Annotated in this window: 19 protein-coding genes; 7 read left to right on the top strand and 12 right to left on the bottom strand. The window is 39.9% G+C overall.

What is annotated here, in order from left to right; all coding sequences use genetic code 11:
* The first annotated feature begins 124 nt into the window (after positions 1–124).
* Positions 125–613 carry a MarR family winged helix-turn-helix transcriptional regulator gene (locus N4T56_RS17365; protein ID WP_261734109.1) on the top strand — a complete coding sequence of 163 codons (489 nt, stop codon included), beginning with the start codon at positions 125–127 and terminating at the stop codon, positions 611–613.
* A 77-nt stretch (positions 614–690) separates the two neighbouring features.
* On the opposite strand, the gene N4T56_RS17360 is transcribed toward N4T56_RS17365, so the two are convergent.
* The 5 genes from N4T56_RS17360 to N4T56_RS17340 all read right to left on the bottom strand — a co-directional run bounded on the left by N4T56_RS17360 (position 691) and on the right by N4T56_RS17340 (position 6,912).
* Positions 691–3,852: a hypothetical protein gene (locus N4T56_RS17360; RefSeq protein WP_261734108.1), complete on the bottom strand. Its 3,162-nt coding sequence runs from the start codon at positions 3,850–3,852 to the stop codon at positions 691–693.
* Between the two features lie 31 nt (positions 3,853–3,883).
* The gene (locus tag N4T56_RS17355; RefSeq protein ID WP_261734107.1) at positions 3,884–4,240 is read right to left on the bottom strand and encodes a hypothetical protein; all 357 of its coding nucleotides are present in this window, start codon (positions 4,238–4,240) and stop codon (positions 3,884–3,886) included.
* Positions 4,241–4,416: 176 nt separating this feature from the next.
* Positions 4,417–4,668, bottom strand: coding sequence for a DUF2999 domain-containing protein (locus N4T56_RS17350; RefSeq protein WP_261734106.1), 252 nt, complete (start codon positions 4,666–4,668; stop codon positions 4,417–4,419).
* Positions 4,669–4,954: 286 nt separating this feature from the next.
* Complete coding sequence (locus N4T56_RS17345; protein ID WP_261734105.1) at positions 4,955–5,344, bottom strand: hypothetical protein; 390 nt, start codon at positions 5,342–5,344, stop codon at positions 4,955–4,957.
* A 2-nt stretch (positions 5,345–5,346) separates the two neighbouring features.
* Positions 5,347–6,912, bottom strand: a complete 1,566-nt coding sequence (locus N4T56_RS17340) for a S41 family peptidase (protein WP_261734104.1) — start codon at positions 6,910–6,912, stop codon at positions 5,347–5,349.
* A 212-nt stretch (positions 6,913–7,124) separates the two neighbouring features.
* Between N4T56_RS17340 and N4T56_RS17335 the strand changes: the two genes are divergently transcribed.
* A complete protein-coding gene (locus N4T56_RS17335) occupies positions 7,125–7,883 on the top strand; it encodes an arginine N-succinyltransferase (protein ID WP_261734103.1) in 759 nt (252 codons plus the stop codon).
* Between the two features lie 74 nt (positions 7,884–7,957).
* On the opposite strand, the gene N4T56_RS17330 is transcribed toward N4T56_RS17335, so the two are convergent.
* Complete coding sequence (locus N4T56_RS17330) at positions 7,958–8,236, bottom strand: peptidylprolyl isomerase (RefSeq protein ID WP_261734102.1); 279 nt, start codon at positions 8,234–8,236, stop codon at positions 7,958–7,960.
* 86 nt (positions 8,237–8,322) lie between these two features.
* A complete protein-coding gene (locus tag N4T56_RS17325; RefSeq protein WP_261734101.1) occupies positions 8,323–9,801 on the bottom strand; it encodes a BCCT family transporter in 1,479 nt (492 codons plus the stop codon).
* A gap of 195 nt (positions 9,802–9,996) precedes the next feature.
* Here N4T56_RS17325 and N4T56_RS17320 point away from each other — a divergent pair, with 195 nt between their 5' ends.
* Positions 9,997–12,090, top strand: coding sequence for a prolyl oligopeptidase family serine peptidase (locus N4T56_RS17320; protein ID WP_261734100.1), 2,094 nt, complete (start codon positions 9,997–9,999; stop codon positions 12,088–12,090).
* Between the two features lie 160 nt (positions 12,091–12,250).
* Here the strand turns inward: N4T56_RS17320 and N4T56_RS17315 are convergent, their stop codons facing one another.
* Both N4T56_RS17315 and N4T56_RS17310 read right to left on the bottom strand, forming a co-directional pair.
* Positions 12,251–12,808 (bottom strand): hypothetical protein, encoded by a 558-nt coding sequence (locus tag N4T56_RS17315; protein ID WP_261734099.1) that lies wholly within the window; start codon positions 12,806–12,808, stop codon positions 12,251–12,253.
* A gap of 10 nt (positions 12,809–12,818) precedes the next feature.
* On the bottom strand, positions 12,819–13,640 hold the full coding sequence (locus N4T56_RS17310; protein ID WP_261734098.1) for a cytochrome c3 family protein: 822 nt from the start codon (positions 13,638–13,640) through the stop codon (positions 12,819–12,821).
* 507 nt (positions 13,641–14,147) lie between these two features.
* Here N4T56_RS17310 and N4T56_RS17305 point away from each other — a divergent pair.
* From N4T56_RS17305 to N4T56_RS17295, 3 genes are read left to right on the top strand one after another with little or no spacing between them, the layout of a single operon-like run.
* A complete protein-coding gene (locus N4T56_RS17305; protein ID WP_261734097.1) occupies positions 14,148–14,516 on the top strand; it encodes a helix-turn-helix domain-containing protein in 369 nt (122 codons plus the stop codon).
* A 34-nt stretch (positions 14,517–14,550) separates the two neighbouring features.
* Positions 14,551–14,907: a hypothetical protein gene (locus N4T56_RS17300; RefSeq protein WP_261734096.1), complete on the top strand. Its 357-nt coding sequence runs from the start codon at positions 14,551–14,553 to the stop codon at positions 14,905–14,907.
* Positions 14,908–14,909: 2 nt separating this feature from the next.
* On the top strand, positions 14,910–15,431 hold the full coding sequence (locus tag N4T56_RS17295) for a hypothetical protein (RefSeq protein ID WP_261734095.1): 522 nt from the start codon (positions 14,910–14,912) through the stop codon (positions 15,429–15,431).
* Between the two features lie 91 nt (positions 15,432–15,522).
* Here the strand turns inward: N4T56_RS17295 and N4T56_RS17290 are convergent, their stop codons facing one another.
* On the bottom strand, positions 15,523–16,152 hold the full coding sequence (locus N4T56_RS17290) for an acetate uptake transporter (protein WP_261734094.1): 630 nt from the start codon (positions 16,150–16,152) through the stop codon (positions 15,523–15,525).
* A 661-nt stretch (positions 16,153–16,813) separates the two neighbouring features.
* Here N4T56_RS17290 and N4T56_RS17285 point away from each other — a divergent pair.
* Complete coding sequence (locus N4T56_RS17285) at positions 16,814–17,320, top strand: ACT domain-containing protein (protein WP_188922252.1); 507 nt, start codon at positions 16,814–16,816, stop codon at positions 17,318–17,320.
* Positions 17,321–17,369: 49 nt separating this feature from the next.
* Here N4T56_RS17285 and N4T56_RS17280 read toward each other — a convergent pair whose 3' ends face one another.
* A complete protein-coding gene (locus tag N4T56_RS17280; RefSeq protein ID WP_261734093.1) occupies positions 17,370–18,521 on the bottom strand; it encodes a GGDEF domain-containing protein in 1,152 nt (383 codons plus the stop codon).
* 198 nt (positions 18,522–18,719) lie between these two features.
* Positions 18,720–19,709 carry an aminoglycoside phosphotransferase family protein gene (locus N4T56_RS17275; protein ID WP_261734092.1) on the bottom strand — a complete coding sequence of 330 codons (990 nt, stop codon included), beginning with the start codon at positions 19,707–19,709 and terminating at the stop codon, positions 18,720–18,722.
* Positions 19,710–19,938: the final 229 nt, after the last annotated feature.

Below are 19,938 nucleotides of genomic sequence, written 5' to 3'. Positions count from 1 at the left end.
TGGTATTAATTTATCTTCACGTAAAGATAGTTGGCAGTGTGGACTGATAGATTGTTTTTGTAAAGTCGCTTTGTATCAAGTATCTTAATATTAAGATTTTTGAGTGAAGATAGTGAGACTGAGCATGGAAGATGTCGATAAAGTGGTTGTGCAATGGGCGACGGAAAAACCCCATTTAGATACCGTGCCTATGGCATTACTGGGACGTTTTTTACGTTTACACAAGCACCTTGAAGCAGAGATATCGGCATGCCATAAGCAATTTGGCTTAACCATGGGCGAGTTTGATGTATTAGCCACGTTGAGACGAAATGGAGAGCCATATATCTTAACGCCTTCGATATTACTGTCGTCAATGATGCTCACCTCGGGCGCCATGACCCATCGCTTAGATAAGCTTGAAGCTAAGCAGTTAATTGTACGCACCCATAGCACTGAAGATCGCCGTAGCGTATCTGTAGGGTTAACCAGCAAAGGCCTTACAGTGATTGATGCGATGCTAGAGCAACATGTATTAGTGCAGCACAAACTCGTTGCCAGTTTATCCGCCAACGAGGTGCCAGCATTAAACCAATTACTCAAAACTTGGCTAACGGCTTTTGAAGGCGAGTGATTCTAGCGTTATAGGTTACTTTAGCTAAAACTAACAATACCTCTTGATATTGTTAGTTTTATTTAATTATTGATATGTTATTTAATAATAAAGCTGAATGTTTTTTTATTTCTAACAATAGATATAATTAGTAATAACATTAATAAGTAGTGGCTCAAACTTCCACCACCACTTTTTTTATCACTATCAACTTCTACAGGTTCCGTTGGAGTAGTAGAATTTTCTATTATTGTTAATGAAATACTGTATTGTATAACCCCTCCATTGGAATCATCTATACTAATATCAATGTTATGATTCCCGATAATATTTGATTTAATATTCATTACTACCTCCCCCGAAGAACTTGTTATGATAGAGGCGGCTGATGATGAAGTCGTAAATTGGAGTTCGTCATTATCTATATCATCAAAGTAGCTTGATAAGTATAGTGTTAATGAAGTGTTTTCTACTAAGGTTATATTGCTTATATCACTTTTCACTTGTGGTAAATGGTTTTTGTATATTAAGTTAAAGTATAATAACTCCGTAACTATATTTACTTCATCTGTAATAGATATTGTTACAATGTTATCTAATGGTTTGTTATCCTTAAATAATGTACCTGATAACACTCCAGATGAAATTGTAATATTTGGGGGTAGGTTGATAGGATTTATGACTACTACTTCATCTTCAACGTTCTCTATATAGTCATATAGATTTATGTTGAATTGTTCGCTAGTATAAATTTCAAAAGTATTAGTTTTTAATTTTGGTGGTATGTTTGTTTTTGACTTGTTATTGATGGTTATATAAGCATTAATTGACTCTTCACCATCTGACACCTCAACATTGATAATGTAACTGCTTTCTGACCATGCATTGTTGGTTAGTGACATTGTACCAAGGCGATCAATTTTAAAATTATCATTATTAGTATTGTCTATAAAAAATAGAGTGTCATTGTCAATGTCATTAAATAAATTATTCAATTCTATTTTTTCATCTGCAATGTCAACGTCAAACTGTACTTGCTCAGGAGGACTATTAACACCATCGTTTACTTTGAAGATGTAAGAAACTTCATTTTCAAAGTCTCCTGATATGAACTGGTTATAGTCTTTTCCTATTCTTATTCCGCGGTTTTCTATTAAAGAATAAAGGTTTTTTGAAACATTTGAATAGCTAAGAACTATAGTAGAGTTCTTTTCGAAAAATATAGATTGAATGTCGGCAGTAAATTCTTCTAATGTGGTTTCATTATTTTTTATTTTAACAATGTATGTTCGTTCACCTTCTTCACCAAGTATTCTATATTCAGAGCTAAATAGTAATAATTCTTCACTATAGGTTGTGTTCTTTTGGTGAGTATATATATAAATATTATCTTCAGATATATCCGATATATTATTGAAGTATGTTTTACTCTCAACCTCATTGGTTGAGTTTTTTATGTCATCACTACTCTCAGTAAATACTGTTGTTTTCATGTTTTGATGTGATTTAGGCTTCTGAAAAACTTGAGAAGGTCTATTGTTAATATCATTTATTAGTTGGCTATCAAATTCTGGGGCACATTTTGGGCTATCAAAAATGAATTCATCTTCATAGTACTGACTGGATAGCATTAGGTTACCAACTTCCATGTTATTTAATAAGCAAGTTGATGTTTTTACACCTCCTATATTAATATGAAATGGTGTTTTATCTATTCTTGTTGAGTACCTATCATCCTTAGTGATAAGTGGAACCTTTTTGGGGTTTTGGTACTTTTGTAAAGCAAGTACTTTGATATCGTTATCAGTGTCAATTTTTAAATTATGGACTCCAACCTCGTCAAAGCTTAACGTAGTAATGTTATATCCATCATCGCTAATAAGATCCGGATAAACTCCATTATCTACAGATTTATATGATTTATTATTAAACTCATCTATTATAGTCAAAGGTCCATTACTTTTATTACAATTTATATGAATACCTTTTATTATTAGTTCATCACCAATAGCTCTAGCTATCCATCGTTCTGTAGTAGGGTATATACGTTTATGTATATACTGATCTTTACAGTTAAGTAAGCCATTTTCGTTACTTCCGTAAATTTGCAATATTTTATTTGATATTGTTCTTTGGTGACTTGGGATAGATAGATCTTCGTTGACTAGTTCACCAGAAGAAATGATTAAATTTCTCACTTCCCAAGGGGCTAAATCATTTATTGAGTTTAAGAGTGATACTGCTCCCGCAACTTGAGCCGCAGCTAACGCAGTTCCTGAAGCATAACGATATCCATCACTTTCTGTGCTTAAATTTGGATCTGAAATTGTTATTTCATCAATATAAGCAGTAGTAGCATGATAAGTATCATTAACAATTCCAGCCGGATAACCTAACCTTAACTTTAGCGTTTTAAGTTTCTCACCTATGTCTTCATGTACTGAAACAATACTACTTATTGATTGCCACTGCTTACTTGGCATAAAAAATGACCCCATTGGTAACCAACTTGAAATTGACTCATCATAATAGTCTAAATTTATCCAACGTTCTGATAAATTAAGTGTGTAAAATGAGAATAAAATTTCTTTACCTTGATATTGTTCTAGGTTTATAGGTGGAAGCTCAATGAAGGAATCGATATCTCCAGAATAAACTTCCCAAGAGCTATTTCCTGTATAGTATTTTTCAGTAGATATAGATACATTGTTTAATTGCGATGTTGGTATATCATTTTGTTCAAATAAAAAATCAAATTGTTCACTTTTTTCGTGTTTGTTATTAATACTCGCTGTTAATAAATAATTAGCTGGTGCAGTTGTACTAATACTGTTAGCCCCGTACCCATAATAATTACCGTTTGTTCCTCTTCCTGAAATGGTAATTACATTTGGTAATAAATAGGCTCCCGGGAAGTCCAAACCTAGATCCAGGTTTGCCGCAAAAAAATATTGATCAATCTCACCTCTCATTGGTGATATTACTAATATTTCAGCATCATTTAATTTTTCAAATACAGGTTTTACTTTTGCTATTGCATCGTACTGTTCAAATAAGTTTATCCCAAAAGTTAATACAACAGAGGATATCTTTTGTTGTTTTACCTCTTTAAGGTATATGATGTAATCTACACATTTATCAAAGTTTTCTATAGTACCGCCATTTTCATCAGCAAATATACAAGAAGCAACTTTGGCAACATTACTTATTCCAGCTATTCCTGTATAATTATCATACTCTGCAGATATAAGTGAAGCCATTTCTGTACCTAAGCCATAATAGTCAGAAATGTCACCATTTTTTTGTGATATTCACACCATGGATATCATCAATATAACCATTTAAATCATCATCTATATTGTTATTTATAATTTCATCAGGATTAATCCACATAGAGCTTTTAATATCTTCGTGATCAGACTTTATTCCTTGACCAATAATGAAGGTAATATTTTCGTCAGTAGCAGTTATTCTTGACTCTAAATAATGATTAAATCCAATGCCAAAGGAACCGCCATTAGGACCTTCACTTCCATTTAAATACCATTGATCCGGATACAAAGGGTCATTCACTAACTCTGACGCTTTTGTTGGGACGAGAAATATAAAAGTTAAACTTAATAAGGTTATAGTGCGAAACAAATCCATTTTAAAACATCCATGTACAGTATTTTAATGTAAAATTATTGTAACCCACTTGTAAGTATTAGTTAAGCTTTTGGTTTGAGAGGCAAGATTGTTTAGGGAAAATGCGAAAAAACGACCAGTGTCGTAATACACAGGTCGTTTTTTTAACTGAAATAAACTATTTGCTTTCGTAACACTTACTGCTGCAATTGCGCTTTTGCTGCTTCAACTTTCGAGAAATCTAAGCCCAGCTCAACCACGGCTTCTTTGATTAATGCTGGGTTTTGCATCACAAGAGCCATCAACTGTTGCAGCTTTTCTGGTGGAATACCTAATTGGCCAATGGTTGCCATTGCAGCAAATGGATTTTCAGTCAATGTTTGAAACAACTCATTAATTTGAGCGTCAGTGACCTGGTGTTCTTTTAAGATGGCAATAATCGGATTCATTGCATGACCTTGTTCGGTTAAAAGTGAGTAGGGCGAGATTTTATCACGTTTTAACCTGTTGAGGGCAAGCGCTCTATCGGTTTGGTTAAAGAATCCGGCGAAGTGGTTTCATTGTTGTGTTCGGTGGCGAGTGAACGATGGAATAGTATTACACTGTCGTGAGTGAACAGTTTAGTGAAGTACAGTTCAGTGAAATGAATTAACGCATAATAAAAAGGCCAGAGCATATGGTTAATATGTTCTGACCTTATTGTGTATTAGCTTATATCAAACGCTCAATGTACTGCTATTGCGTGTCTTCAAGCTTACAACGTACTTGCGACAATGTTGCCGTTTTACCGCTTTGCACATGTTGCAATAGGCAGGTATCACCTTGTTTTAATAACTGAACCGCGTCAGGAATGTCAGTACTGCGCCCCATTATCAATAACCCGTTGGCATCTTTGTGCGGTGCGCGCTCAATGACTTCCTGGCTGTATTGCGTAAAGGCATTGTCGCTAATCACTACACTACTGGCACCCAACAAGCTTGCTATTGCTTGTTGTAACTCGGCGTGGGTCTGCACACTTGGATTAGTTAGCGTTGCAGCTTGTGGCAAAGACGGCTCCTCGCTTGCTGTCGCGACACAACCCGTTATGAGTACCATGCCAATGAGCCCTATGAGTGGTTTACGCATTATTACTCCGAAGCCTGCGGCGTTAAAATGCGGTTATTAAGCAGCACATTTTGATTGCGGGTGTCTTGTAACATAAAGCCTGGGTCAATAAAGGTGTTTTTGGCGGGGGCACGGGCTATGGCCGTTGCGGTTACCGGACAGGTGTTGTTGTCACGGTAATACAGCGCCGCACTTAACAGTGTTTCATCGCTATCACCTAAAGCATGAGTAAGGTCATCATCTAGCATACAGCCAGGTACTTCACTGTCTAAGGTTGGGTTTGTTGATGGGACAAACCCATCTGAATACTCACCAAAGCCTTTGTCATTCACCCCTTTAAATTGAATGGTAAAGTAGGTCGTGTCGCAATTGTCTGTGGGGTAAAAACCGTAAGGTTTACCACAAGTGGTATCACCGAGTTGAATGACCTCAATGTCAATACCACGCAGGGCATTCATTAACGCTTCACTTGCCGAACAAGTGTCTGGTGTCGTTAGCACAAATACACGATTAAGGTTTAATGTGGGTAGTGATACGCCGCTTCTAAGTAATGAAGTGTTAAACCCAAGAGATTCAGAGTAAAACGGCATTGGTGTTAATGTTTGTCCTGTTACTGGGTCAATCGTTGGGTATTTGTCGTTAAAGCTGGTGCGCTCAAATACACGGTTATTGGTCGCAGTGTCACCAGCTACCATGTACGCTAATTGGCTGGCAATAGCTAATAATCCACCACCGTTATAACGAATATCCACTACTAAATCATCAACTTGTGCATTACTCAACGTTGTCATGGCATCATACAAGCCTTTTTCAGCGGTGGCGATATGCGAGTTAAACAGTAAATAGCCTACCTTGCCACTGTCGGTCGTAATGGTTTTAGTATTTTGTACAGGGGATGATACTACGGTACCGGCAGTTAAGGTGACACTACGGTCGGTTTCGGCATTTAAATCACGCACGACAAACTCAGTTTGCTTACCGCTGTCGCTAGGGAATAAACCGGCATTAAGGGTATCAATACTGTCACTGTCATTGGCGGTTGCTACATCAACACCATCTACCGAGACAATGATTGCTCCTCGGCTGACACCCGCGTCACTGGCGGGTGTATCGGGCTCATTATAAGCAACGGTGACCTGTCTGCTTACACCGGTCGACGCTTGGCGTAAGCTCAAGGTCATACCATAACCCACTGAAGCGCCAGAGCCATTGAGTAAGTCCCATTCTTCAGTCGACATCGAAAAGTGGAAGTTATCTTTTAGGTTGCCTGTGTCTGATAATTCTTCTGTTTTGAGTAGATCAAAATACTCCGCAACACTGTATGGTGCAGGATCGCGATCGATGATTTCGTCATACCAAAGGTAAGTATCGTTGCTCCATGAGCGTAACCATAATTTTTGAGTCAGAGAGGCTGTGCATTGATTTGCCAAGCTTGAGTAGCTAGCAAATTGCCCCTCAACCCATTGCGGTGAGGTTGAACCTGTATCGATATCATCGCCACCAGAGGAACCTCCGCCGCCACAAGCTGCGAGTAAAAGGCTGGTGCCAATCATTAATGGTGTAAAGGTACCGCGAGAGAGTAACTGCATTAAAATAATCCTTTATTTATCTCAAACCCATTTGGTTGATTTACGTACTTTCGACTTATAACTTTATTACAATTTGGCTCATTTGTAACTCAAGTTTTAAGTAAATGTTAACTAGGATAGACATCAATAATCATGTAGGCGCAAGGTTTTTATTTGCTGTTTAGCCTTAGCGCGCATTACCATGAACAAAATAAATCATTAAAGAGCAGGCTATGCGAGCTTCGAATATCAATTTAACAGCGCCTTACAAACAACAAACGGGTGCCTCTGGGGTTAAGTTATTGCTGATCATTTTGGCAACCATGTTAGTCACTGCAGGCCTGACATTTTTTGTTATTCGCACTTATATTTTTCCCTCTCCAATGACACCTGTGACCTTAAATGCCAAAGAGGAGCAACAGCTGGATCAAAAGCTAACCCAGCTTGGTTGGCAGGTTGACTCAAGCGCGTCAAGAAATGCAACTCATACTAGCAATGCGCCTAATAATCGCAATTCTATCAATGACAGCTCGGTTAATGACAAGCCCCTCAACGACCAGGGCGAGCTCACTCCTCAAGCTTATCGTGAATACGACACAGACCGACAAGTGACCTTTAGTGAAAAAGAAGTGAATGCGATGATTGGCCGCAACCCTGATTTTGCCAAGCGCGTGGCCATTGATTTCTCAAATAACCTGGCCAGTGCGACCATGCTTATCCCGATACCGAATGACTTTCCGGTGATGGCAGGTGAAATTTTACGGGTCAACACAGGACTGGATATCCGTTTAGATGCTAATCGTCGCCCTGTTGTGGCACTCGTGGGCGTGAGTTTAATGGGCGTGCCTATTCCCAATGCGTGGCTGGGCAATATGAAAAACGTTAATTTGGTGAGTGAGTTTGGCGATAAAGGCTTTTGGAATACCTTTGCCGATGGTGTCGATGATATTCAAATTCGTGATGGTGAGCTGTACATCAAACTGCGTCAATAAAGACTGTTAATCAATGCCTATGACAGTGGGCATGTATCACCGTTCACTGTCATCTAAGGGGCTTAAATATTAACCTATGTTCGATAAAGCACTTTTACTACGTGCCAGCCAAATTTTGTTTTCACTAAATGCGGGGTAATTAGCTCGCCGTGAAAACACACTTTATCGAACTGTGGCACCATTTGACCCTTCTTAAACTCTCCTAAATTACCGCCACTTTTGGCCGACGGGCAACTCGAATGCTTTTTGGCTAACACATCAAACTTAGCGCCTTTATTCAGCTGTTTAATAATGTCTTCAGCTTGAGTTTGGTGTTTTACTAAAATGTGAAGTGCCGCTGCCGTTTTAGCCATGTTACTGCCTATCTATATTGGTTTGAATGGGTCAGTTTAATACTGAGTGAGTATTATACCTGTTTCGTCAGTAAAATAGGTAAAGACTAACGTTTTAATACATCTCGCACCCAAAATATCACTTGTAAGCTGAGCACTAAGGTAAAGGGAATCGCCCCCACAATCGCGACTTGTTTGTTAAGGTCGACATCGTTAATACTCACCAGCGCAATGGTTATGGCGATTAAAATTATGCTCCACAATATTTTGGCGTCGCGCGTGTCGTTATCCGTTAATAAGCTGGCGATATAAATTGATGAGTCAGCACTGGTAATTAAAAAGGTCACCAACAACAATAGTGCAGCGGCAGACAATAACGCGCCCAACGGCATTTGCTCAAAAAAACTAAACAGTCCCAATGTGTATTGTTGGTTAACCGCATCCATAATGGCGCTGGCATAAGGCTGAGTTAATACGCTACCACCAAACGCTGAAAACCAAATAATAGACGTTATGGTTGGCAATAAGATGGTGCAACTTAAAAATTGCCTAATACTTCGGCCTTTACTTATTCTGGCGATAAACGGCCCCACAAAAGGTGCCCAAGCTATCCACCATACTAAATAAATGACCGTCCAACCTTGGCTCCACTGTTCTGGCTGACCAACCCCAAAAGACATTTTGGGTAATAACTTGATGTAGTTTAAGGTCGACTCAAAAGTTAACTGTAAGGTGTTTAATGGATTAACTAGCGCGATAACCAGAACTAACATTGCGACCATAAATAAGCTGTTAAATTGGCTTAAGCGTTTAATACCATTATTTAATCCTGCAAGAGACGATAAGGTAAACAATGCGGCAATGATCAATATCATCCCAATTCTAAACGCCAACGAGCCAATATCTAATCCAAGTGCTTGTTCTACCCCTGTTTGGATTAAGGCAATGGTATTGGCAAATGTGCCGGCGATACCAAAAATAATGGCTACAACTGCCAATAAATCAATCAAATTTAACCACTTAGGTTTGTCTGCACTAAAGCTGGCACTCACCCGTAAACTGCGTTGTTTATTATAGGCAAACCAGGCCATAACCAACCCTGCCATGGCGTAAATAGCCCAAGCATGAAGCCCCCAGTGAAAATGGGTAATGGCTAGCGCACCCGGCACAGATGAAAAAGATTGTTGTAAAAACTCTGGTGGATTCACATAGTGATAAACCGGTTCTGCCACGCCCCAAAATATCAGCCCAGATCCCATGCCTGCTGTAAATAGCATTGCCATCCAGCTCATAAAACTGAACTCTGTTTGTGCCTCATTGCCGCCCAAGCGAATTCGTCCTATGGGGCTAAAGCATATTACCGTTGCGGAGAGCAGTAATAGGCTCGAAAATTGAATAAATTGTGAGTCAAAATAGTCGAGAAAAAACTGAGTAAATTGGCTTAATAGTGCCAATGTGGTTGTGGGGAAAAGTAATAATAAACCGGCGATCAGGGTAACAGGTAAATAAAAACCGTATTGCGGATTTAACCAAAAAGGCCGTTTAGTGGTGTCAATGCTGGTGGTCGTTTCTGTTGTTATTGGCATTGGTGGCTCCGATTGGCAATGCATCACTATGCCGTAAATGATTAAAAGAAGGAAGATAAAGGGCTTTGTAACCTTGAATCAACGGGCTGCTCGTAACAGTTTGTAGCAGCTTAGCGATTGAACATCTGCTTAATTGATATAAAGTAACTACACAATAATAAATACACCTAAGCAAACAACAAAAAGGACATTTTAATGCTTAAAAGAATCATACCTTTATGCGTAGCGAGTGCAATGACAATGGCCACACAAATCCAAGCAGAAGAAGACAAGTTTATTTGGTTAGAAGAGGTTGAAGGTGCCAAGCCGATGACCTGGGTAAAGCAGCAAAATGATGTGTCTGCCACCCACATTAAAGGCTATAAAGGCTTTGATACCTTAGTTGCCAATAGCCTTGAGATTCTTAACAACGAAGCGCGGATCCCTTATGCGAGACGCACGGGCGACTATTTTTACAATTTTTGGAAAGACGAAACTCATACTCGCGGTATTTATCGTCGAACCACGCTAGAAGAATACGCAAAAGCTGATCCTAAATGGGAAACCGTGCTCGACATTGACGCCCTGGGTAAAGCCGAAGGCGTTAACTGGGTGTATAAAGGTATGAACTGCCAATACCCACAAAATGAACGCTGCTTAGTGTCGTTATCTCGTGGCGGCGCCGATGCTGCTGAGGTGCGTGAGTTTGACCTCACCACTAAAAGCTTTGTTGATAAGGCACAAAAGCCATTTATGGTCGATGAGGCTAAATCGATAGTGAGTTGGATTGATAAAGATACGGTCTTTATTGGCACCGATTTTGGCGACGGTAATAGCATGACTGATTCGGGTTACCCAAGCTTAGTAAAACTATGGAAACGCGGCACACCGTTATCTGAAGCGAAGACCATCTTTACAGGCGATAAAACATCTGTAGCCTCAGCGGGTTACGTTATTTTTGATGATAAAAAGCCACTGAATATTATTACCGAAAGCTTAACTTTTTATACGGCTAAGCATTACGTGTATCAAAACGATAAGCTGGTGGCGTTGCCTTTACCAGCCGATGCAGACATTAAAGGCTACTTTAAAGGCCAGCTATACATTGAGCTGAAAAGCGAGTTAGTCACCGATAAAGCAACCTTTAAGCAAGGTGCAGTTGTGTTTACCCCGGTAGACAAACTGATCGCGCAAAAGCCTGAGTTTAATGAATTTGTATCGCCCACCGCCACGGCTTTTATTTCGCAAATTAACTTCAGTAAAAATGCGGTATTTGTCACCTGGTTAGACGATGTTAAAAGTAAACTCGTACGGTATACCCAAAATAACAAAGGTGAGTGGCAAAGCGACACTGCCCCATTTGACGCCAATGGCACCTTAAGTGTGTTTGATGTTCAGCGCGACAGTGATGAGTTTTTTGTTGATTACACTAGCTTTTTAGAACCATCATCCTTGTATCGTGTTAATGGTGCCACGCTAAAAGCCGACAAAGTCAAAGGTATGCCACAACAGTTTGCCGCTGATAAGTTTACAACCAAACAATTTTTTGCTCAGTCTAAAGACGGCACCAAAGTGCCTTACTTTGTGGTCATGGCCAAAGATATTAAGTTAGACGGCAGTAACCCTACGCTACTTTATGCCTATGGTGGTTTTGAAGTCTCTCGTCTACCGTCATATTCGGCTACAGTGGGTAAAAACTGGCTCGAACAGGGCGGCGTATATGTGTTGGCAAATATTCGTGGTGGTGGCGAGTACGGCCCAGCTTGGCATCAGGCGGCGTTAAAAGAGAATCGTCATAAAGCGTTTGAAGATTTTGAAGCCATTGCCGAAGACTTAATTGCCCGCAAAATTACCACAAGCCAGCATTTAGGTATTCAAGGTGGCAGTAACGGTGGTTTGTTAATGGGGGCTGCGTTTACGCGTCGTCCTGATTTATATAATGCAGTGGTATGTCAGGTGCCATTGCTCGACATGAAGCGTTATAACAAGCTGTTGGCAGGTGCCAGTTGGATGGGCGAATACGGTAATCCTGATATTGCTGAGGAGTGGCAATACATTAAAACTTACTCGCCATATCATAATTTAAAACAAGGTGTTAAATACCCTAAAGTGTTTTTTACTACTTCAACCCGTGACGACCGTGTTCACCCTGCTCACGCACGTAAAATGGTTGCTAAAATGGAAGACATGGGCATTGATGTGTTGTACTACGAAAACATTGAAGGAGGCCATGCCGGTGCTGCTGACAATACCCAAGCCGCAGAGCTTATCTCAATGGTATACGCCTATTTAATGCAGCAATTACGTTAGTTTCTTGGTTTGTCGATAGAAAAGGGTCTCAATGATGAGACCCTTTTTTTGGGATTAGTATTATATTTAAAAAAAAGCCGCAGCATCGATCCTACGGCTTGAGGCCATTACCTAGTAAAAGGGGAACTGGCGGTAACCCTAACTAGGATGGGGGAAGTCATCATTCATCGGCAGCAATCAGGGTGATTTCATTACTGACATTTGAACCATGAATTTGTACTGCCACTTTGAACACTTCAACAGCGCCTGCAGCGGCTTTGCTTTCTAGGTCTAAATCGATAGCATTAAAGGAATATTGACCTTCGGTATCGGTTTCTTCTAATAAGCCCGCACAATTTTCAGCATCGGTTTGATCACAGCCAAAGCTTTGAGATACATGCCAACGTTTCCATGCTTTTGCCTTGGTTGACGGAGACGCTGGGTCAGGAAACCCAAAATACACAATGTCATACTCGTTAGCATTGGTAATGGCTTTACCATCAGCATTGCTTAAAGTGAATGTTAATGCCCCTGTTGCCGCATCAAATGAGTCAAGTTGCATTGAGATATCAGTTGCTTCATTAACATCAATGGCTTCACTCACAGGATCGACTACCACAGGTGGCACAACCACAACCGGCGTATCATCAACAATAATATCTTCATCATCGTTGTCACTACCACAACCAAAAATTAGCAAACTACTGGCTAAAATGGCGCTAAGATATTTGATCTTCATAATGCGCTCCTTAATTGAAATGTCCTGTATGGCAAGTGGTACATTCCATATCGGTTTTAACGCTGGCAGCAGAGCCCATAGTTGAACTTACGCCATGGCAAGACTGACAAGCTTGTGCTTCAGTTGATGGTGTTGCGATTTCTAATAGTGAAATATCTTCACCAGCATATGCGCGGTTAAGTAACTCAACAATGTAGTAAGCCATACTAGCTGACAGACGTTTGCAGCGTTCACCTTTCAACGCAAACTCTTTGCCTGATGCGGCTGACCAGTTACTGATAGAAGAGTGACACAATGGACTATTGGCAATTGAGGTTGCGCCTACTTCAAGTGATTTTTCTGCAGTAGAGCCAATACCTGCAATAAATTCATCTGAAGATAATGGAAGATCCGTCGTTTCATAGTAACGGAACGATGCGCCAATAATTGAACTGTTTTGACCGTTAATATCATCAAGAATATTAATCAACATACCAGAAGCATTTAAGTTACCGCAAAGAGTACCTTGACCCACAACACCTGCCCAACCATAACCTGCTAATGCAGTAGGGATAGTGGCAAATTTAGACGCGTCAGCACTGTCAGATGCCGCAAGCATAGTAATAATGGCGTGGAATACCTGGTGCATACAGCCACCACCTGTTTCATAAGCGAGTTTGGCGGTTGCCATGGCATCGAGTGGTGCGTATTTTAGTTTTTCCCCTAACTCTAAACGGTAATTCCCGTCAGTGTCTGTCGCTGCAAAAGCCGACGTACCCATTAAAGTCGCCCCAGCAGCGGCGGTGCTTATACCAATAATTTGTGTCAAAGCTTGACGTCTGTTTATGCTCATAATAATCACCCTTTTACTTATCGTTTTATTATCAATCCCAATCTGGGAGTTTGGTGTTGTTAGCAAAGTGTTGTTAGCAAACTATGCTTGGCAACTTGTTGGTAATAACGATAAGCGATGGAGTTATTAATGATGTGATTCAAAGCAGATAAAAATGTTCGATTAAAAATCGCTGTTTTAGACTTAATGGAATTGATTTATTGGTGGCTAACTTGCTTAAAATGGTGACAAAATGTGATGTAAATCACCTTATTTATGACATTTATGCTTATTTATTGGCGAGTGCAGCAACTTTAATATCATGAAATGGTGTGATCATCTTCACGCATTTATAACAATGTAAAATTAAACACTTACTTTTGTTAAGGAATAAAGCGCTTAGATAACAGGATCACAGAATTCATCAGATTTTTTGCATACACTTAAACCGTCGTAATTTGAGTCATATATTGAGGCGGTCAAAAATGCAATTGTAGCCATTGTAGGTTCGATATCGGCAAGGGAGATTTGATTAACCAGGACACAGGTGTTGTGTGGCATTTACCTCGGGCAGAGTTGCACGTGCTAAGTTTGCTGGTGGAGTATCAAGGTAAAGTTGTTGTTAAGTCCTTGCTAGAGTCAGGTCATGAAGACGATTCTCATTTAAGCTCTGCTTCTGTAGCAAGAGCTATTTTTACCTTGCGCTCATTTCTTGAAGCTGCACAATATGAAAGCCTAATTGAAACCGTTAAGAGTCAGGGCTATATGCTCAGGGCTCATCGCGCCCGTAAAGAAACCGCTAGTACATGGCTGACACCGTTTATACGGCCGCAACAGGTATTACTGATGGTCATTGTATTGGTAGCATTACTGTTAGCGAGTACTATGGTGGTTTAACCAACAACGCCATACTGTTAACCCTGCACTTCCATTGAGTGTGGAGACGGTTACCCTTAAATCTGAACAGCAAGTGGATGTGATTTTATACTCTCTTTCAAACACCAATAATGAATTGCTCATAGATCAAGCGCAGCAGCTAGTGAAAAGCTTGCAACAGTGTCCTGTCACAATATGGAGCAGAGTTTTTTTATCGTTATCGCATGACAAGCAAGTGCTTAATATTACCCTTAGGGGCGATCATTTTGGTCAGTCTCTTATTCGTAATTTAAAAATAAGCGATTTACGTCAACCCAAGCAATTTGTGACCTCACAGTGGTTAGCTGAATTGAATATTTGTAGTACCTCAAATGGTCGTGTCGCGCCATCTAATCAGTTGCAAGGAGGCTAAGCATGACGAGAAAAGGGTTATGGGTCATCAATATTGTGATTCTTTTATGCCTGTTAGGCAGTGTGGGTACGATTTACTCGCTTACCTCTAAGCCAACTAACTTTATGTTAAGTTGCAGTTCTGAATTGTTTAATCATGGTGCGACCGGCTCTGAAAGTGATCACTATCTGCTGGTCGATCTTGTCTCTAAAGATGGTTTAGCCCAAATTAATTATCGGTATTATGACCTAGAGGGCAACTCGGTGGGTACTTTAGCGATGACGGGTAAGGTTAATAAAGTCGATACAGAGCGACAAATGTTTGATGTTTCAGTGACTACAAAACAAGAATACACTGGTGAAAATGGCCAAAGTACACCAGCACACTATGAATATTTATCTTATATTAGTGGGCTTAATCTTAATCAAAGTGGTATGCACTCGTTAAGTGTCCAAGTGCTTGAGCGTGATGAAACCAAAGACTATGCAGTAGTATTATTTCAGCCCAGTAATACAGTTTGTGGCTGCCGTTTAGTCAATCAATAATAGAACAAAAAAGGCCGATGCAATTTATGCATCGGCCTTTTTGTAACTTAAATTTAGCTTATGACAAAGTGATGATTCATGTTGCCAATGCTTATGCGTTTACTGAGCGAAGTGTCGCTGGCTCAGCTTCAACCTTTAGTGGCGCAACATCGGCTTTAACTTGAGTTAATTCACCTACAGGTAAAATAGTGCGGCCATATTCAGCGTTAAGCACTTGCGCCATGGCAAAGTAAATTGCACTAGCACCACAAATAATGCCTTCAAAACCGGCAATCGTGCCGATTAATTCGTTGCCAGTAAAATCGCGTACAGCCAATAAGAAAAATAATACGGTTAGTGAGGCAAATACAAATTGCTTAGCGCGTGGGTAACGTAATGAACCCACAAACATAAAGGCAGTAAATGTGCCCCATAATGTTAAATACCAGCCCATAAAATGTGCCGGGCTTGCTGCTACGCCCATGTTTGGCATTAAAATTAGCCCAACAAGGGTTAACCAAAATAAGCCATATGAGGTAAATGCAGTCGTACCAAAAGTATCACCGCGCATAAAGCACATCATGCCCACGATAACCTGGCCAATACCACCGTAAAAAATCCCCATTGCAAGGATCATCGAATCAATTGGAAAGTAGCCAGCATTGTGGATATTAAGCAGTATGGTGGTCATACCAAAGCCCATTAGCCCTAACGGAGCTGGATTCGCAAATTTTGTAGACATCGTGATCCCTTATGGAAAAGTTCAACAATTAAAAGTTAATCGGTACCCTTGTTGGGTAAGGCGCGCATTTTAGAGAAACCCCACCCGGGTAGCAATAAGCCGTAGTGGGTATATGAATAAAAAATGAAAACTAAATATTTTTATTTAAAAACAACAGTTTAGATTTTTATTTTTGTAGATGCTGATTTTGGGGTGAATATCAATGTTAATAAGTTATTAAAATTCATATAGATACAAAGACTAATCATGAGTATGTGACATAGCTCAACTAGCATGCATTGATGTGATCTTTTTCATAAACCCCTGCACGTCATCCTCAGCTAGCGAGACTATACTTAGCTGTATGATGGGCAATTTGTGACACGAGTGGCATTAAGAGGGTAAATTTGCAGCTGCTTGCAAAATGCGTCATTAGTGTATTTTTGTGTTATTTAATCGCTTTACGGTAAACAACATACATTTAAGCTGTTTTATTTTGTCATCAAACTTACTGCCTTATTTAAATATTCCATCATGATTTACGCTTTGTGCTGTATGTATTTCATTCATTTGTGTTCTAGGGCACAGACGTATTTTATCGAGTACAGTTAGTCTGGTTTTACAATGAGCTAAAAATGGAATACACCTGCGTTATACGGGGACTTTGATCATCGGAGGTTATATGCAACATAAATTTATTACGACAGTTTTGGGCACCCTAAAACCTAATTTACTGCAATCATTAGCCCAGGTGAGTCGCGAAATGGGAGCCAGTTGGGAAACCAGTAAAGTGATTAAGCTCGATGGCCAATTTGTGGCTATGATGCGTGTGATGATCGATCGAGATAAAGAACAAGCATTAAAGCAAGCCTTAGAGCAACAATTTGCCGCGCTGACTTTTGTGTATGCAGAGTATGAGCAGCAAGCCATTCACTTTTCGACAGAGTGTAAGCTTACATTAGACTGCAACGACCGCTCAGGGTTGACCCACGATATGAATGCTATTTTAAATGACCTTGAAATTAGCGTTGATCATCAAGAATGCTACCGGGTGCAAGTGACCAGTTTAGGTAAAACAGTTTATAGCGCCAAGTTGACATTGCGATTACCTGAAAATGTCACCATGGAGTTGTTATTATCGCAGTTAGAATCATTAAGTGATAACGTCAGGATAGACGTTGAAAAATAGCCTTTTGTACTAAAATGAGTGAGTTCTAATACAGGTGAGTTAACTTAGCTTAGCTAAACACCACTTTATTTCTGCCACTGCTTTTGGCTTTATAAAGGGCGTTGTCGGCAAGGTTAATCGCCTGTTCAATTGAGATGTCTTTTTCGCCTAACTCAACCACACCAAAACTCGCCGAGATCTGAATGCGATGTTCACCGAAACTTATGGGGGTGTTTTGGATCATGGCGCGTAATCGTTCAGCCACATGTGTGGCGTCGTCGTAACAAGTGCGGCCGATTAAAATAACAAACTCTTCTCCTCCCATTCGACCCATTAAATCGTCTTGCTTAATATGTTGTTTAATTAACTCACTGATGCTGATTAATACCTGATCGCCACCGGCATGGCCAAATTGATCATTAATGGTTTTAAACTTATCAATGTCCCAATAAATTAAACACATATGCTGGTGTTGATTTTGCAGTTCGAGCATTTTTTGCTTTGCCTGAAGATAAAAACCTCGGCGGTTTAAGCAGTTGGTGAGTACATCTGTCATAGCGAGCAATTTCATTTCTTCGGCTAAATCAGACGCCAGCATATAGATAACAAATACTGACATGCCCACATACGCAGCAGGGAGGGCTGTAAAGTTAACAATAGAATACAGTTTGATCAGCTCAGCATCGAAAACGTTGCCCTGAGATAGCGCAATACTTGCCGCAATAAACAGACAGCCAGCAAAAAGAAAATGCATGATCGCCGCGCCAATTTCTGCTGGGCGTGGCTGTTTACGGTGCCGAATAATGACGACACTTGTAATCATTAATAGCACTACATCAATGTATAAATACAATGACATTCGTAGTCCCAAATGTGGACTAATAAAGGTAAAAAAGTAGGTTAATGCCATGCCTATAATGCCAAGAACTAATAGGGTTGCAGGACGAATTCGGGTTTGAGTGCGCAAGCAATGCCCCCAAGTCCCCAATAAAACAGATAGCATCGACAGGGTGCAACCAATCATCCAATACAAATGATGCGACAAAAATAAACTTTTAAATAAGGCGTTGGCCCAAAGAACGGTTGAGGCCAAAAAAGACAACGAAAACATCAAGGCGTACTTTTGTTTTCCCATGGTTTGCCAGGTCATAAAAAAGATAATCGACAGCAAAATACTCGAAAAAAACAAGGTGATCAAAATGTAGGTAAATGGACTTTCCATATGCCGTCTTCTTATTTGAGTTGGTATAGGCAATACATAGCCTAACAAGCGCGAGCGAAGTAACGAGTTGGATGTTAAAAATGACGTGTTAATAAACTGTAGACGGCAATATTGGGCTCCGCCAATGGTAAGTGGGAATTGGTGTTTAGGTGGTTAATAATTCAACACATGTAAACGCATTCGGTTCGCAAGCTTACATTAAGAAATTATTGTGAGTTGTTTTAAGGCTAATGTCGTCAGTGATTCGGTATAAGCATTGATTTTAACGTGTTCAGCACTCCAGCCTTTAACAAACCGCTGAAAATCAGCCCAAGCAACACAATATAAAGGACGCCAGGCTTGCTCAACCGCTTGCGAACTTATGTGTGGGTTAAATTTGGTAAGCCCTTGCGTTAACTCGGTAAAATAATGCTTGAGATAATTATTTATGACGTTTTCTGTTTCATTAAAGTTCAATGTACTGCTGAGCAACATAATCACATCTTTCATGCCGCACCCCTGGCCAACATATTGAAAATCGACCGCTGCAACACGATCGTCTGCACTGAAACAAAAATTGGCTAACTTAGCATCCCCATGTACCAGGGTTTGAAATGGGCATTGCGTTAACGTTTGGTCAATCAGTTTGGCTGCCGATTTTAGTGGATCATCAGTTAACGCCGCGAATTCGTCTGGTCTTGTGTCTAAATGCCAATAGGTTCCAACTGGCCAAAGCCCTTCAGGAGCAACCTGCATGTATTGAGCATGAAAATGTGCTAACCAAGATAAGCAGGCTTTTATTTGGGATGGGGTGGCTGTTGTTTTGACTTGGGTAAAGCCAACAGTGTGCAAATCTTGCAGTACTAATAAGGTTTCGTCGCTGTGTTGTTCTACATATAAACACTTGGGCAAAGGGTTTAATGGCTGCGTATGCTGATTGGCATAGTGTTGATACCAATTTACTTCAACGAGGTAAGAGTGCAATTTACGTTGATGCGACAGCAAGGTATTCCAACCGCGAGGGTGAGATGAAGGTTGCGGTAAATGAATGTATTTAACAATCACAGATGGAAAAGGCAGACCACAGACATAAGCCCGAAATAAATAACCGTAATCCCCCCAAAGAGGCTGTATCAGTTCAATATGACTTATATGGCTGGCACCAATAGCCAAGCTTATGCGCTGTAAAACCTTGTCTGCAATTTTCAAAATCATTCCTTACTCATAAACGCTACTGCTAAGAGGCTTTCGAGAGGCTAATTCTCTCACATTATAAAAATTTAATAATTCTTTCTGTACGGGGTTTGGTGAATCAAAAAACGCTTAAAAATAATCTAAATCCAAATTAAACCATGATGTTTTAATAATCAGCCTAATGTTTGTTTTAAAACATTTTGTTAACACCGTTTTGTTTTAATTTATAAACAATTGTTTGTAA

Source organism: Shewanella phaeophyticola (assembly GCF_025398315.1).
Classification (GTDB): domain Bacteria; phylum Pseudomonadota; class Gammaproteobacteria; order Enterobacterales; family Shewanellaceae; genus Shewanella; species Shewanella phaeophyticola.
The sequence above is the reverse complement of the archived record's forward strand: the minus strand, read 5'-3'. Positions and strand labels throughout refer to the sequence as shown.